Source organism: Neisseria sp. Ec49-e6-T10 (genome assembly GCF_051132615.1).
Taxonomy (GTDB): Bacteria; Pseudomonadota; Gammaproteobacteria; order Burkholderiales; family Neisseriaceae.
This window is the reverse complement of record NZ_CP152375.1, coordinates 1,556,295-1,572,140: the sequence shown is the minus strand read 5'-3', so window position 1 is coordinate 1,572,140 and position 15,846 is coordinate 1,556,295. Positions and strand designations below refer to the sequence as shown.

General features: G+C 37.8%; 18 protein-coding genes. All 18 read right to left on the bottom strand.

The window, feature by feature from the left end; genetic code table 11:
- Window positions 1-239: 239 nt before the first annotated feature.
- The gene (locus tag AADH04_RS08125; RefSeq protein WP_434779731.1) at window positions 240-752 is read right to left on the bottom strand and encodes a DUF4189 domain-containing protein; all 513 of its coding nucleotides are present in this window, start codon (window positions 750-752) and stop codon (window positions 240-242) included.
- Between the two features lie 68 nt (window positions 753-820).
- Window positions 821-1,348: a DUF4189 domain-containing protein gene (locus AADH04_RS08120; protein ID WP_434779730.1), complete on the bottom strand. Its 528-nt coding sequence runs from the start codon at window positions 1,346-1,348 to the stop codon at window positions 821-823.
- Window positions 1,349-1,409: 61 nt separating this feature from the next.
- Entirely contained in the window at window positions 1,410-1,925 is a 516-nt protein-coding gene (locus tag AADH04_RS08115) for a DUF4189 domain-containing protein (protein ID WP_434779729.1), read from the bottom strand.
- A gap of 67 nt (window positions 1,926-1,992) precedes the next feature.
- Entirely contained in the window at window positions 1,993-2,505 is a 513-nt protein-coding gene (locus tag AADH04_RS08110; protein ID WP_434779728.1) for a DUF4189 domain-containing protein, read from the bottom strand.
- Window positions 2,506-2,563: 58 nt separating this feature from the next.
- Window positions 2,564-3,061 (bottom strand): DUF4189 domain-containing protein, encoded by a 498-nt coding sequence (locus AADH04_RS08105; protein ID WP_434779727.1) that lies wholly within the window; start codon window positions 3,059-3,061, stop codon window positions 2,564-2,566.
- Between the two features lie 55 nt (window positions 3,062-3,116).
- Complete coding sequence (locus AADH04_RS08100) at window positions 3,117-4,451, bottom strand: type IV secretion system protein (protein ID WP_434779726.1); 1,335 nt, start codon at window positions 4,449-4,451, stop codon at window positions 3,117-3,119.
- A gap of 11 nt (window positions 4,452-4,462) precedes the next feature.
- The gene (locus AADH04_RS08095) at window positions 4,463-5,152 is read right to left on the bottom strand and encodes a type IV secretion system protein (RefSeq protein WP_434779725.1); all 690 of its coding nucleotides are present in this window, start codon (window positions 5,150-5,152) and stop codon (window positions 4,463-4,465) included.
- Between the two features lie 55 nt (window positions 5,153-5,207).
- Window positions 5,208-7,646: a VirB4 family type IV secretion/conjugal transfer ATPase gene (locus AADH04_RS08090; RefSeq protein ID WP_434779724.1), complete on the bottom strand. Its 2,439-nt coding sequence runs from the start codon at window positions 7,644-7,646 to the stop codon at window positions 5,208-5,210.
- 86 nt (window positions 7,647-7,732) lie between these two features.
- A complete protein-coding gene (locus AADH04_RS08085) occupies window positions 7,733-8,035 on the bottom strand; it encodes a type IV secretion system protein VirB3 (RefSeq protein ID WP_434779723.1) in 303 nt (100 codons plus the stop codon).
- A gap of 32 nt (window positions 8,036-8,067) precedes the next feature.
- Entirely contained in the window at window positions 8,068-8,400 is a 333-nt protein-coding gene (locus AADH04_RS08080; protein ID WP_434779722.1) for a TrbC/VirB2 family protein, read from the bottom strand.
- A gap of 91 nt (window positions 8,401-8,491) precedes the next feature.
- The gene (locus AADH04_RS08075; protein ID WP_434779721.1) at window positions 8,492-9,244 is read right to left on the bottom strand and encodes a lytic transglycosylase domain-containing protein; all 753 of its coding nucleotides are present in this window, start codon (window positions 9,242-9,244) and stop codon (window positions 8,492-8,494) included.
- A 13-nt stretch (window positions 9,245-9,257) separates the two neighbouring features.
- Window positions 9,258-9,986: a hypothetical protein gene (locus AADH04_RS08070; RefSeq protein WP_434779720.1), complete on the bottom strand. Its 729-nt coding sequence runs from the start codon at window positions 9,984-9,986 to the stop codon at window positions 9,258-9,260.
- A 27-nt stretch (window positions 9,987-10,013) separates the two neighbouring features.
- Entirely contained in the window at window positions 10,014-11,051 is a 1,038-nt protein-coding gene (gene virB11, locus AADH04_RS08065; RefSeq protein ID WP_434779719.1) for a P-type DNA transfer ATPase VirB11, read from the bottom strand.
- Between the two features lie 3 nt (window positions 11,052-11,054).
- Window positions 11,055-12,371, bottom strand: coding sequence for a TrbI/VirB10 family protein (locus AADH04_RS08060; RefSeq protein ID WP_434779718.1), 1,317 nt, complete (start codon window positions 12,369-12,371; stop codon window positions 11,055-11,057).
- Window positions 12,371-13,120, bottom strand: a complete 750-nt coding sequence (locus AADH04_RS08055; protein ID WP_434779717.1) for a TrbG/VirB9 family P-type conjugative transfer protein — start codon at window positions 13,118-13,120, stop codon at window positions 12,371-12,373. Before AADH04_RS08055 ends, AADH04_RS08060 begins: the two co-directional genes overlap by 1 nt.
- On the bottom strand, window positions 13,117-14,061 hold the full coding sequence (locus tag AADH04_RS08050; protein ID WP_434779716.1) for a virB8 family protein: 945 nt from the start codon (window positions 14,059-14,061) through the stop codon (window positions 13,117-13,119). Before AADH04_RS08050 ends, AADH04_RS08055 begins: the two co-directional genes overlap by 4 nt.
- A gap of 27 nt (window positions 14,062-14,088) precedes the next feature.
- Window positions 14,089-14,529 (bottom strand): hypothetical protein, encoded by a 441-nt coding sequence (locus AADH04_RS08045; RefSeq protein ID WP_434779715.1) that lies wholly within the window; start codon window positions 14,527-14,529, stop codon window positions 14,089-14,091.
- A 428-nt stretch (window positions 14,530-14,957) separates the two neighbouring features.
- Entirely contained in the window at window positions 14,958-15,740 is a 783-nt protein-coding gene (locus AADH04_RS08040; RefSeq protein ID WP_434779714.1) for a glutaminyl-peptide cyclotransferase, read from the bottom strand.
- Window positions 15,741-15,846: the final 106 nt, after the last annotated feature.

Here is a 15,846-nt window from a genome sequence, read left to right as displayed (position 1 = left end):
CACATAACCCTTATTAAACCAATCCTACTATTTGTTCAAATTTAAATACTTGGGTTCTAAACCACATGATGCAGAAAGCCATAATGCACAAGTATATTCTCCTTTAACGCCTATTTTCCTCAATAACTTATTAAAATCATCCCGTTACATAATACCAATAATGACAAGACCGTCTTCATCCATTATCACTAATACTTTAAAAGTACCATAAATCGGGCTTTAAAAAACAGAAACTTAAATCATGACCCTTTAAATAGAGCGCACTTCGCTGGTACCCATAATACACAATCTTCAACTACCCCTGAGGATCTAGCTTTCGAATTACAACTTTTTAAAGCTGCTGCATCTGTATCTGCTCTTAATTGTCTTGTTTCCGCTACCCATATATCTGTAGCCTTTGAGGCTGCGACAGCTCCACAATTATTCCAAGTATATGTCACAACAGTTTTACAAGTTTTTGAGTCTTTTTTGCATATATTTATAGCCTGCTGCTCAGCATCTTTCTGACTTTTTTTACTATTTGCCCATGCTGATGCCTTAAAAGTTTTAGTATCTATTGCAATAGCACCCCATACTGTGGGAACCCTATAACCTCCCTTACCTGAAGAACTAGACCTACCTGGGTCATACATCCCCCCTGATTGATGCTCTCTTGCTATTCGATCTTGCTCCGACTCTCCCCCATAACTATACGGAGACTGCCCATAAACCAATCCGCTACACAATACCAATAATAACAATACCTTCTTCATCCTATTATCCCTAATACTTTAAAAGCCCTATTAGTAGGGCTTTTTCTTCAGAATCTAAAGAACCTAACTTACGAACCGCCAAACAAAGCACACTTTGCTGGCATCCAAAGACTACAGTTCCCTTTTATACCTTCTGCTTTTAACTTCATATTACAGCTTTTTAATGCTGCCGTATCTGCATCTGCTCTCAATTGCCTTGTCTCTGCTGCCCAAATATAAGTACCTTTTACTGCATCAACTGGGTTTGTCGATGCTGCAACTGCACCACAATTATTCCAACCATATGTCAAAACAATATTGCAATTTTTTGAGTGTTCTTTGCAGAACTTAATTGCTTTCTTCTCAGCATCTTTTTGACTTTTTTCGCTATTAGAATAACCAGATCCTTTAAAAGTTTTATAATCTATCGCAATAGCACCCCATACTTTAGGCATACTATATCCTCCACCTCCAGATGGATTATTTGGATTATAGATTCCACCTGACTGATGTTCTCTCGCAATCCGATCTCGCTCTGACTCTCCCCCATAACTATACGGAGACTGCCCATAAACTAACCCACTACACAATACCAATAATAACAATACATTCTTCATCTATTATCCCTAATTCTTTAAAAGCCCTTTATGATAGGGCTTTTTAAAGATAACACTTAAACTATGCCCCCTCAAATAGAGCACATCTTGACGGTACCCAAAAAACACAGTCTTCCTTTATTCCTGCTGCACGTGCCTTTTTTCTACAACTATTTAATGTAGCTTCCGCTGCATCTACCCTAAAAGGTTTCGTTTCTGCTGCCCAAACAATTTTATCTCCATCACTTGCAACAGCAACGGCCCCACAATTCATCCATGTATACGTTAAAACGACCTCACAATTATTCGATCTCTTTTTACATAAAGCTAAAGCTCGATTTTTTGCATCATTTGAACTTTTTTCACTATTTGCAGAACCAGTTCCTTGAAATGTTTTATGGTCTATTGCAATAGCTCCCCATACATTTGCTTGAGCACTTCCTCTACCACTACCATTACTGGGATTCGGGTTGTACATCCCCCCTGATTGATGCTCTCTTGCTATTCGATCTTGCTCCGACTCTCCCCCATAACTATACGGAGACTGCCCATAAACCAATCCGCTACACAATACCAATAATAACAATAGCTTTTTCATCCATTATCCCTAATACTTTAAAAGCCCTATTAGTAGGGCTTTTTCTTCAGAATCTAAAGAACCTAACTTACGAACCACCAAATAAAGCACACTTTGCTGGTACCCATAACGAACAATCTGGGGTTTTTCCTTGCTTTTTCATCTTTTCATTGCAACTCTTCAATGCTGCTTCATTTGCATCTGCCCTTAATTGCATCGTCTCCGCCATCCATATAGCAGTGGAGTCTGATGCTGCAACTGCACCACAATTATTCCAATTATAAGTTATGACAACCTTACATGTATTTGATCTTTTTTTACATAACTTCAGAGCCTCATTCTTTGCACTATTTAAGCTCTCTTCACTATTTGATGAACCCCATCCCTGAAATTTTTTATAATCTATTGCAATGGCTCCCCATACTGTGGGAACCCTATAACCTCCTTTACCTGAAGAACTTGGCTTACTTGAATCATAAATTCCCCCTGGTTGATGTTCTCTCGCAATCCGATCTTGCTCTGACTCTCCCCCATAACTATACGGAGACTGCCCATAAACTAATCCGCTACACAATACCAATAATAACAATAACTTCTTCATCCATTATCCCTAATTCCTTAAAAGCCCTATTAACAGGGCTTTTTCTTCAGAATCTAACTTACGAACCACTAAATAATGCACATCTACCTGGAATCCATAAAGTACAATCTGGAGTCTTCCCTAACTTCCTAACTTTATCATTACAACTCTGTAAAGCCGCAGCATTGGCATCTTTTCTTAAACGCCTCATCTCTGCTGACCAAACGTCTGTGCCCTGAGAAAGAGCTACAGCGCCACAATGATCTAGTGCATAATTCACCACCACTTTACATGATCTTCCTGCCCGCTTTTTACATTCACTTAATGCTAATTTTTTTGCGTCACTTAAACTATTCTCACTATTTGCAAAACCACCACCTTGAAAAGTTTTACTGTCAATTGCAATAGCCCCCCAAACAAGTGGTAATTGAAAACTTCCATTACCATTGCCGCTATTGCTTTTATCATATAGACCACCAGGCTGATGCTCTCGTGCTATCCTATCTTGTTCAGATTCCTGAGCAAACCCGAATATACTAAAAGAGAACAATAAAATACCAAGTAACATTTTCTTCATTATTTCTTCACCATTCTTTAATAGAAAGAATTATTCAACTGTAAAATTAACATCTCTATGTATTTGCGGTATTCGTTGAACTATTAACACCCTTTAGCCCTGTCTGAGTAGCAATACTTTTATCAGAGGTACTAGGCGTAGTAAACTGAGCACCTACATTTTTCCCCGCTGCTACATTCCCAATAGCATTACCATCAGAGGCTCTATCTCTGTTTTGCTGTTTCATAACTTCATACATCTCTTTCATAGCTTGTCTGTCTTCTTGAGATATAAGACCACCTCCACCGCCGCCACTACCACCTTCTTTTAAAGCCTGCTCAGGCGATTTAGAACCAGAAGTAAAAGGAGAATAACCACTAACCGCACCACCTAAGTTGGCACTAAAGAACTGCATCACCATGGGTGGAACCGTTAAAATCAATACTGATAGAAATAAACCTAAACCTGCTTGTTGGGTCATTGTTGCATCTAAGGAAACAATAGTTTTACCACCGATACCTATATCCAAAATTTGGGCCAAAACAGCTGTACCCACAACTGTTCCATAGGCATATACAATTTTCAACGCAATACTGCACATAACCGAAAGAATAGCCATACTGAACATCACCCCAACAGTATAGCGAATCCAGTTCCAAAATAGGTTTTTGGTTTGCTCAAATAACAACGACAATATAAATAAAGGCCCAAACATAACGGCCATAGCCATTGCTATTTCATTTAAAATAGAAACTGTACCACCAATCACGGCAGGGCTTGCCATACCTATTCCAGAAAGTAACTGCAATTTTTTTGACGCTTCTGCAGTTTCTTTAGAAGTCCCACTTGCCTGATAAGCCACCAAAGCTTTTACACCTGCAATAATACCTTGCATTTTCAGTAAATTTTGATCCACCATGGTGTATACGTCTTTGTCTTCTTCACCCGTTACTACATAGGTAATGTATTTCTGAAAGCTTTGGGTATGATCATAGATATCTTTGCCAAAAATACTGCCTGATGTGGCTACAGCCAAAATCACAAACACTTTGGCTGCTTTAACAATAAAGGCAAGCATCGATGCTTTACTTTCACCCGTAATGATTTTATAACCTTGTACCATCACCCAAATCGTCGCCACCGTTAACCCAATCAAGTTAACAAAACCACACATACGTTTAAAACCACCGGTCATAAAACTTTTAATACGATCACGAATAATTTTACGTATAACGACGAAAAAAGCCATCGCAGCAGCATCAGCTATTGCAGAACTACCCGCAGCGTTCCAACTTGGTGTTGGTGATGTTCCATCAATAAAAAACCGAATAAAATCGACAGAACTAAAGGAAAAATCAAATAAGCCACCCAGACTCGATAAGATTATACCTACAATATCTTCAATGCCCATAGATTGACCTTTTAATCCCAGTTAAGCGCACTAAGCGCTTTATCCATGTCAACGGGTTTACCATCACCATTGCCATAGATCGCTTTAAATCCTGCATCAGCACGTTTTTGGCTCATTAACTCTTCACGTTGTTTGTACATGGCCATGCTTAATTGCATCCGTGCCATATCATTTTGGATTTGTGCTTGTAACGAGCTTATTTTAAATTGCAGGCTTTGCATTTCGCCTGGTTCCATCTTAGCGCTCCACTTTTTGGTCAAGGCTGTTAATTCTTCTTGACGTTTATCAAAGCTCTTTAATAACTTTTCCATTTCAGTTAAACGTTCTGCTCTGATATTGCGCTCTTTAACACAGGTTTTATAATAATCGCCACCATTGGGTAAGCCACAGCTATTATCGTCCTCACCTAAGAATTTTTTAGCGGAAGCATCATCTGTGCCTGCTTCTGCACCAAGGAGCGCACCAGCTGTAACCATTAATGGTTGTAATAATGCACCATAATTTTGTGATTTTAAGGCATCAACATAACTTTTCCACTGTTCTGCTTCTTTAGCCCATTGCATGCCTTGTTTAATTGCATTAATCACTGTTTCAGAAATATGTACTCCATCAACAACTGGTACACCTGATGCATGAACGGGCCCAGCCAAAAAGCTACCAATAATGACTGTAGCTAAGAAATTTTTTTGCATTTTTTTCATAACGATACCTCTTTAATCTTTTAATTCATCAAAATAATATGACTGCTTTATCTACTTAATTGGCTAAACCTTCTTGCCCCAGCGCTGTTGGCGGAGCATTTTTACCCATGCCTTTACGGTTGGCTTGGAATTCGGGCAACCATGTATCTGGGTGCACATCCTCTGGGTATTTTGCTAAAATTTCATGCAGTATTTCAATGTTATCGGTACTGGCGGAAATAACGGCCAAGCCATCATTTAGCCCTCTTAAATTTAATTGACACACTGCACTAAAATGTCCTTGTTTCACCAAAAAGCAACGACTTCTTTCATCTAAATTGGTTACTACTTCGTATTCTGCCTGAGTTAGTTTTAATCCGTCAACATAATCTTTTCGGTCTGCATTGGGGTTTGGCAACAAAACCAGCGTAGCGGTTTGTTCTATAAGGGCTGCAGAGATATCGCTCTTTAATGCGTCTTCTGGGCTTTGTGTTGCAAATATGCCTAACCCATTTTGTTTACGAATGGTTTTTTGTTTGTTTTTGGCAAAATCTTTTAAGCCACCTTCGCCATCTAAAATTTTCCAAAACTCATCCATCACGTAAATTAAGGGGCGACCATCAATGAGTTCTTCTAGGCGATGAATCAAATAGTTAATCACTGGGGTACGCACTTGATCGTTGTCAATGATATCGGTGTAATCAAAACCAATGATATTGGCACCTTCAAAATTAATTTTGTCTTCGGGGTTATCGAACACCCATGCCAAGGCACCATCACCTGTCCATTTACGTAATCTGGCATAAAGGCTGTCGTCCCCTTGATTGGGCAAACTGGTGCGTAAGTTACTTAAACGGCGCAAATGGACTGGGGTATCAAGCATGGCGCGAACGGCGCGTAAAATATCTTCTTCTTCACTTGGGCTGTATTCTTTTTTAGCCCCCAGCAATTTAATTAAATCACTTAAAAATTGTACATTCGCTTGGGTATTTTCGCATTGCAAGGGGTTAAAGCCTGTTGGCATACCGTTGTCTAAGGCCATATAACGCCCACCACAAGCTCGAACAAATATTTCTGCACCACGGTCTTTATCGAAAAAGAAAATGGTTGGTTTTGGATCGTATTTTTGAACTTGTGACAATAAAAAGTTAATTAAAGCGGTTTTACCTGTACCTGATTTACCAATGACCATGGTATTGCCAATGGCTTTTTCGCCAAGGGAGTTTTCACCAGGATGGGTTGCATGGAAATTAAAATAGTACGGCTGACCATTTAAGGTTTGCAATACGGTAATGGCATCGCCCCATGGGTTGTATTTGCGTTTACCACCAGAAAAATTATGTAAGGGGCTTAACCCTAAGAAATTTAATGAGCTGACATTGGCCATACGGGTACGGTATTTCCAGTTGCCTGGCAATTGTGCATAAAAACTGGCGGCAATGGCAATATCTTCTTTGGCAGAAACAAAGCCTGAGTTGGATAATTCTGCTCGAGCTAAAGGTAAATTGGCCATTAATTCGGCATGGGTATTGCCATAAATAGCCATGGTTAAGTGGTAAGAACCCAATACGAAGTTACCTGATGATACTTGATCCATCGCCACATCAAGTTCGCCAATTTGGGTATAGGATTTATCCCCTGAGGAAACCATCATGTTTTTTGTTCGATCAAGGGTACGGATCGCATCTTGTTTGCCAATAGGTGAAAAACTATGGGTGATGACATATTCAAAATTCAGATACTTCAACCCGTTTAAAATCCCTGGGAACGTAGCATCTGGATATTCTTTTATGTTTAACATGGCACCATAATGGTCGGCACCATTACTGGTACGAATCACATAGTCGCCTGTTTTGGTACCAAACATATGACGACTGGTTGCTAGGTATTCATAAACAGGGGCTTTTAATACGGGAACAGGTTCATCTGCTCGATTAATTAGGTAACTGAAAAATTCTAATGTTTCTGAAAAAACAATGCCATTAGATGCTTCATACATACCCATACGGTATGGTGAATAATCATGTAGTACGGCTTCAACGTTACTGGCTAAATCTGTAATTTGGCTGATTGCCGATTCTTGCTGTTCTTTAAGAATGTCTATATTTGATGATTTTTCTGCAAAACGTTTACCACTGACAACTGGTCGATAAATCATGGTAAGGTATAATTCGTTTTGCATGATGTTTTGTGATGACAATAAGTGAAAATAGTCATCATTCAATTCTTGATTAAATGTTTCTTGAAATTTTGAGGGTAATTGGATTTTACGGCGACGACGCACATCATGCACCCAAAAAGCGACATTGGTATAATCTGGCGCACGTAGGGTTTGCAATAACCGATTGAAGGTATTGTGTTTGTGTTCTAGTTCCCAGTCTTCACGCCCCACAAATGGCAGTCCACCTAAATTCCAGGTGATCATATAGTCCCCCCCAACTGTTTTAATCACATGGGGGCTAACATGGGTACTTAGGGTTATAAATTCACTAATACTGGTGTCTGGTGTAATCATTTATCCATCTCAGTTTAATTACAGTTTATTCTTCTGCTTTTCTTTTTATATAAATTAATCTATGCCTGACATAGGATCATCAGCCATTATTTTTTATTATCTTTACGACAAAGGTTTGGCGAAAAGACCCACATACCTTTGCGTAGTTCTCTATTTTTGGTTTTAAACCAAAACTGCCACTTTAAGCCAACTAGTCGAAAAATCATTTCATCTTGTTTGGCAATTGCACGGAGTATTAAAATGACAATTGGCAACAAAAACAGCAAAAAGATACTGACATATGCCGCAAGCATCATACAGGTTCCGGCACCGATAAAAAAGGGTGTATACGGCACGCCCATAAACATAGCGGGCCGTGTACATCCTCGAAACAAAACATTTTTTCGCATATTAATAACCAAATCTATGGATTATATTTTGTTTAACTACCTACAATCATTTTGGCAAACTCAAGCGCACCGCCTACTAATAAAGCACCAAATAGTACTGGCGCCACGTCAATAAAACGACTACCACCAAATGCCAATTTATATCCAACCCAAATAAAGGCAATAGTAACTACAGAAATAGAGGCAATACTGAGCAAGCCTTCAATGTTTTGGAAGAAGCCTTGTACTTCGTTTTGTGCTCCGCCACCGCCTTGTGCATATGCCATTTCTGGTGATACCACAAAAAATACGGCCATTACTGCCAACATTACAAAATAGGGTAATGTGTTCATTAATCTATCTTGGATCATGTGAGTTTTTTTCATTTTTCCTTCATCCTTAAAATAATTAAAATTTAAAATAAAACAAAGTTACTGCTATATTTATTCTACATAATATTATGCAGATAGTAAAAATTTAAAAAACAAAAGCTGAGTCACCTTGAGAAGGTTGTTGTTTCTTCACACTCGGTTCAGTTGAAGTTGCCATCCCGCCCTTTGGTGCTGGTGCTTTATTCTCTAAACCGTTATTCTGTGATAATACGGTGGCAGGTGTTGGTATCCCAAACCAATCAGTACTGTTACTTTTGCCATTTGTTGGCGGTAACCTGACGCCACTTACTGCTTGAGTCGGCTGAACAGTTGGTGTATTGATTTGCCTAGTATTAACCACTTTATTATTTGCTGTTGCTTTATTGGGGGTGGCTACAGCTCTATTATTTAACTGCACAGGTACTGACTGCGTTTGTTGCTGAGCTCTTTTTAATGATGCCAGTATTTTTTGTACATAACCATGTTTAAAACCTGTCACAAAATTACCAGAATAATAACAACTAAACGCTTTTCCCCAATCTTTACCAGAACGTTCGTAACATTCTCGTAAAATTTTGGCACCTGCTTGTAAATTGCGACAACGATCAAAAGCCTGACTATGAGAATTGATCTGATACCGTTTAAAATTGCTTTGATTCACCTGAGCCAAGCCAACAGAATAGTTATAGCCTTTTTGGCGTAACATCTCGGCGGTTGCTATTGCTTCTTGCAAGTTTCTGGGCTGACGCACAAGACGACCACCCACAACCCCTATCGCAAAAGGGTTGTGGCTGGATTCAACATAAACAACATGTTGCATAATTTCCGCAGGAACGGCTAAATTAGGGCAATCAAGCATTTTGTTTCACTTATTATTCACACGCTCTATTTGTTTGATAAATTCGGTTTGTATCATCATTACACACCTCTTCACCATATAACCGCGATCTGAGTGATAGCTTATGGTTCACGTAAGAATCAACAACAGCTGGGCTTTTACGATACGGTAACCAAGTAATATTGTTAAATCGATGTACTTTAACCCACTGGGTACACTCACCTCTGATCTCTTTTTCCAAACAGAATCTTGAAATTACAGGTGTTTCACTCTTCGGCACGCATGCTAAAGCAGTATATGGTGGTTGATTAGAGGTGTTCATGAGTATAGGACGATTACCATCTGCAACTACATATCCACCTGATCCCGGAGCAGGGTTGTAACGGCTTGCTAGCACATTTTTTTCATTTAATGGTATGCCATTTTTCATTAAGTACTCAATTTTACCCATTGTACGGGTGTCTTTCATACCATTTGGGCAAATTTGATAATGGTCTTTTCTTAATTTATAGCCTGTCCCCTCTGCTTCTGCTTCTTTGCAGCTTGGTACAAAAGGGCGTTTACTGGCTAACTGTTTATACATTTCTCTGACATCTTTTTTACAGTCAGAAGATTTCATTCCTTCACCTGGATTAACCAAACATAAAACTAGACGACAGCCACTATTATTATCCATATAAGATCCTGGACGATCGGCATAAGCCTCACTAATTACAAGTGTAGGTAATAATAAGATTAATTTGACCAATAATTTTTTTTGCATGACACCTCCTCAATATATGTTTATTTTTTAAACCAACTCAAAGCGTTTTTGTGGGTCAAAGTCTATTCCCGTAATAAAACGTTGGCCTGAATGGGCAGCAATATGCACAACCACATCGATGGTTAACATTAATAATCTTTTAATTACATTAAACTCTAAACCTGAACCTTCTGGTGAAGCTTTAACCATTAAAGCCAATTGATCCCAAGTCTGATCCGTGCTACCAGCATGACAACTGGTAATTGAGCCTGGATGACCAGAAGCACAGTTACGGATAAAATAAAAAGACTCGTCCCCTCGCAACTCAGCCAAAATGATTCTGTCTGGTTTCATCCGTAAACATGCTTCCATACAGCTTTTGGCTGTTACATTGGCTTGCCCTTGCCCACCTTTTGAGTACAACAAATGCACGACATTTTCTTGAGATAAAAATAATTCGCGTGCATCTTCAATAGTCACAAGCCTTTCTTTCATCGGAATATGATTGACTAAAGATTTCATAAAAGTTGTTTTTCCACTACCTGTGGCACCAGAAACAACAATATTTTTCTTATAAGAAACGGCCTTTTTGAAAAATTCAGCATAGTTTCTACTGTTTTTTAATTCTATTAACTCCTGATCATGCTCACTTAATACACCTTTTGTTTCGACAATCTGGGCAAAAAAACCATCTGCGTCATATTGTTCTAAGGATTTATTGTATTTTGATGGCAAACGAATGGTAATAGAAACCATCCCTGCCTCACATGCAGGAGGAATAACAAACTGTGCACGTTGCCCCGTTGGGAAGGTGAGCGAAACAACGGGATCAACGTCTGTGATACGCTGTCCTGTATTACTCTCATTCACAACGGTGGTACAAAACTGACGTGCTCGATCAAAGGTCAGTTCTGGCACTTCCACCCGCTCCCAGCCGCGAACTGTTTCTAAATAAAGCTCCCCTGGCTTATTGACGCAAATTTCAGTTACTTCTGGATTTTTTAGATAATCGGCAATACCTAAAACCTGATATTGATACTCTAAAAAATCAGTTGAAATATTTGCAATTGGTTCATCTAAAGCCATGATTTAATCCAATACTGTAGCAAAATCTATGTCTTTGCTTGCATAAATATTGATTAAAGCGCCTTGATTAACGGTTACTGTAGCTGGTTTATTCAGTGTTCTGGCCAACATTTGTTCAGGCATTTGCGAAATAACATCGGCAGCCTTACTTTCAAATGGTTGTTCTTCTGTAATAATGGAACCATCTTGTACAATTGTTCGTTTGACTGTTGGACCATATTTAATACCAGCATAATTAAACACGTCAGCTGTTAAGCTCACTAATAATGCCGCACCTAAACGCCGACCCCAATAGGCTCTGTATTTACCTGGATGTCCTGAACTACCAAGCTGATCTATACCAATACCACCTAAGTTAATGTCTAAACCATTAGGGGTAATAACTCTATCCCATACAACGGCAACACGATCATTTAATCCAGAAGCATCTAAATCATAAGTGCCTAATACTTTTGAACCACGAGGAATCAATAGTTTTCGACCAGATGCAGAATAAATAGGATTGGTTACAACGCATGCTGTAGGACCTGCTAACGTTGAAACAATTTTGGTTTCTAAAATACAGCGAATATATGTACCTCTTAACATCACTGTATCTCGATTGTTCATTCTTCTGATATCAGGTTTTGTCGATCCAGCAGCTTGAATAGGATTTCCATCTGAACCAATACCATATTTTTCACTCAAATAGGCTGCAGCCATATCTTCTGGATTGCCTGAGGTATTATTCGCGCCTAAACCGCCTGGTAATAAATTATCAAGCATCCCATTACTTGAATTTTGATTTCCCCCCTGATTATTGCTAACTACAGAACCACTATTACCCATTACCCTTCTTTCTGCCAAGGTAGGTGGTTTTTCAGCAAAGGATAAATTATTATTAGCAGGCACTGGCTCTGATGCCATATTCAAATCCAACGGGTCCTCCAAAGGTACATCTAGAGGTTCTTGTTGTGCTTGGTTAAATAATGGAGGAGGGGCAATGCCTGTAGGTTTATCTGGAATGAAAAGCTCTTCCTCTTTTTCTACCTTTACTTCAGTTGCACCACCTGTTAAATTTTTATAAATCAAGAAAATACCCGTCAAGACACAAAGCCCAACAACACCAATAAAGGCAAGTGCTTTCTTGTTAACGTTACTTGAACCACCTCGCGACAAACTGGGCAAAGAATCGCTTAATACAGGATCATCTTGCTCATTTTCTTGCATAAACTCTGGTTCTGCATCGAAATCTTGCCCAACCTCTGACTCTTGTTCATCATCAAAAGAAGGTGGCTTACCAAAACCATGGAAATCTTGATTATCGTCATTTTGTGCCATTATTTATTTCTCCGTAAGCCAACAACACTATCACCATGTCTGAGTATTAAATAAGGGTGTGTACCATGCACGATGATGACGTTACCCTCCACAGTAGTATTTAATACATATTCGGACCCTTTTCCTTTGTTCTTACGCCCATATACAGCAGGACTACTGGTCAATTTAGGCATATGAATATAGGTAAAATAATTATCATCATAAACTTTAACTGGTTTTAACCATGCAGAAGACTCTCCTGCAGAATAATCATATTTCATATTGTATTCAGTAAAACCTGTTATACTAGTTGATGCTGAAGTTGATGAGTTTCCTTGTTGAGCGCCCTCTGCTGTTTTTCCTACAGCAATTGCCTCTGGTGGATAAGTAAAAACAATACGATAATTTACCCCTGCAGATTTGGCTTGCTCCAATTTTTTCCAATCTTTAGAAATCACTTTTAAATCAAATAAATATACATGTTTATTTGTTCTAATATACATATTGGTGTCAGCGTCTAAATCTCTTGGCTTTAGATAAAACACATTTTCTCGTCTTGCTAAATCCCAAGCACTTGAAAAACCTGTACCAAAATCTTTTACTTCTTCTTTAGGACTGATCTCAATTTGGGTCGCAATTCCTGCCCCAGTATGAATGGGATAAATTTTACCTTCTTCATAAAAATACTCTTTAACTGGTGCGGCATAAGCTTTTAAAGCCAAAACACTAAATAAAATACTGAATATGCCAAAATATTTCTTCACACTCATTGTGCGGCTCCTTGCTGAGTAGATGGTATAACCTGCTGTTGGTTAGGAACATGATTACTGTTTACTTGTCCTGTTTGAGGCACGTTTGGATCTATTGTTATTGGTTGAGGTGCTGAATTTGCAGGTGTCGTTCTATCTTGCTCAGGTAAATTATTCGCATAAGGTTGTGTTTCTTGCATTAAATGTTCACCTAATGCTGAAGGAGCAGGGCCTGCACCATCAGTATCAACCCGGTATGAAATCACACGGAAACCAAGTGGGTTTAAGGTTCTATACTGATCACTCATCGCTAAATTATTTTTGTATTCGAAGACAACGGATGCAATATGACTACTGCTTTGTTCTATTTTTGGGTCTATTTTATCGATCACTAAACGATCAAAATTTACGGTTGCTCCTGTTGGCCCATGTTCTGCCGTTGCACCATTTAAAATAATTGACTTAATTTTAATGCGAACAGATTTTTTACGGCCAAAAATCACATCTGGATTCATTGGGTTTGTATTTGCAAACAGTGCTCTATACTCTCTTGTCACATTTTCAGAACCCATAGAGTAAACTGTATCCCAGTCTCTTCTACTGATTAAATCCCAATCATAAGACTCTCTGGCTGTCACAAATTGTGCAACATTACTTTTTATTACAGCCTCATTACTTGTTAATGATTCTCCTGCATAGTCTGTAATTTTAGATACTGTTGCGCGACCACTATATGGGTCTGCCATAACAATATAAGGCACCCTCTCTTTAAGAGGCATAACCAACAAATAACCAGCGGCCAATAACACTGACATACAGACAGACAAGAGTGCAACTGTCCAAGCACGACGTTCATTTTTCCTTCGGATATCAACTAAAGTAACCTCAAAGTCACATGATTGTTGTATGGCTTTATCAATATTACTGTTGCCTTTGGTATTATTCTTTGCTATTTTTTTCATATTCACTGTTACATATCTATAATCAAATTAACGATAACCGTCTGTTTTCGGGAAAACCCCTGTCAAAGCTGGTTTTTCTTTAGGGCTTTCCACTACAAAATTAGTCACAGTAACTAAATAGTCACCTTCCTGACGAATCACAACACCTTTATTTGCATAAAATTGGTTTAACCATGCAATGGCTTGTGGAAGGTCATGTTCTTTAATTTGTCCAACTGATCGAGGAAGTGTGTAGTCAAAAGTGCTTTGATAACTCAGCATAATTTTACTATCTGCAGTCCAACGCTCTAACAATGCCTTCAACGTTTTATCAATTGGTAACACTGTATATTCATATGGTTTTGCTAATGGGATTTCCTCTATTTGGCTAGAATAGGTATTGAGTGGTTTCCAAGATCCCGAATAGTTTGGCGCATGTCCGCAACCAAATAAAGTCAGAATCATACAAAATGTTAATAATCGATACATTAATCATCCCCTATTAGGTCTTTAAGATTATCCAACCTAAATTTCAAACATTGCTTACAACAAATTAAAATCAGGCTTTGACATTATAAATAGACCAGGTTATGTCCTGGTAATATTTTATGCCTTTGCACAACTAAGGGCAGCAATTCTATTTGCAAACTCCATACTTGTAAAGGTGGATTATAATATGCTTAAAAAAAATCTGTTTAATTTTGGTTAAAAATTATAAAATATCGATCATTTGTTATAATTTAGCAACATAACATAATCAAAAAATCAAAAAATCTTTATTAATTAAAAAGATATAAAAAATTAACAAAAATTAACATTTTTTGTTAATTTTAATAAAAATAACATTGTATTACCCATTAGAAATACAATATTTTATTTAAAAAATAAACAAAATTAATCAAAATTACTTAAAAAATTTATTCAATATTTATTTCAAATAAATAAGACCATCTTTTTCCTGTCACATAAAAGTTTCTACTTACAGGATTATAGGCAATCCCATTCAGAACATCTTCTGTAGGTTCTTTTACAATAAACTCTTTGTTTGTTCTGACAAAAAGATCACTTAGATCTAAAACACCTACAACTTCAGCCGTTTTTGCATCAATTTTAATCAGATGGTTTGTTAAATATTGATTGGCATAGATATAGCCATCTACATACTCTAATTCATTAATCATTGAAATAGGTTGACCTTTGAATAAAACTTGCTTTTTGCTGACTACAGAGAAATCTTCTGGATTGACCCAATACAAATAGCTTTCTCCTGTACTGATGATTAAAGAATGGGCATCATTTGTTAACCCCCAACCTTCTAATGGCCAAAAATACTCTTTTATTTTTTTAAAATCATTCAAGCCATATACATAAACTATGTTCTCCCTCCATGTTAATTGATATAATTTATTAGAAAAAACAGTGATCCCTTCACCAAAGACTCTAGGGGAATTGTGTGTCTGTTTTATTGCCTGACCCGTTAGAAGATCAACCTGAGCAATTTTACTGTGACCATACAAACCTGTCCCCTCATAAAGTTGATTTTTATGCCACAACAATCCCTGCGTATATGACAGTTGATCATGAGGATAAATATTTTTGACTTGATAATTTAATTTAGGTGCATCGGCTAATGAGGCAGATAAAGATAACTGGGTATGAATAGTCAGGAACAAAACAATACTGACAAAAGAAATTATCATTATATATTTCATTGCTACTTTTAATCTCATCATTCACTTTCGAATTTATCTATTTTATTGCTATGGTACGATGCTAAATTTAGTATAGTAAGATATAATTGAGCAT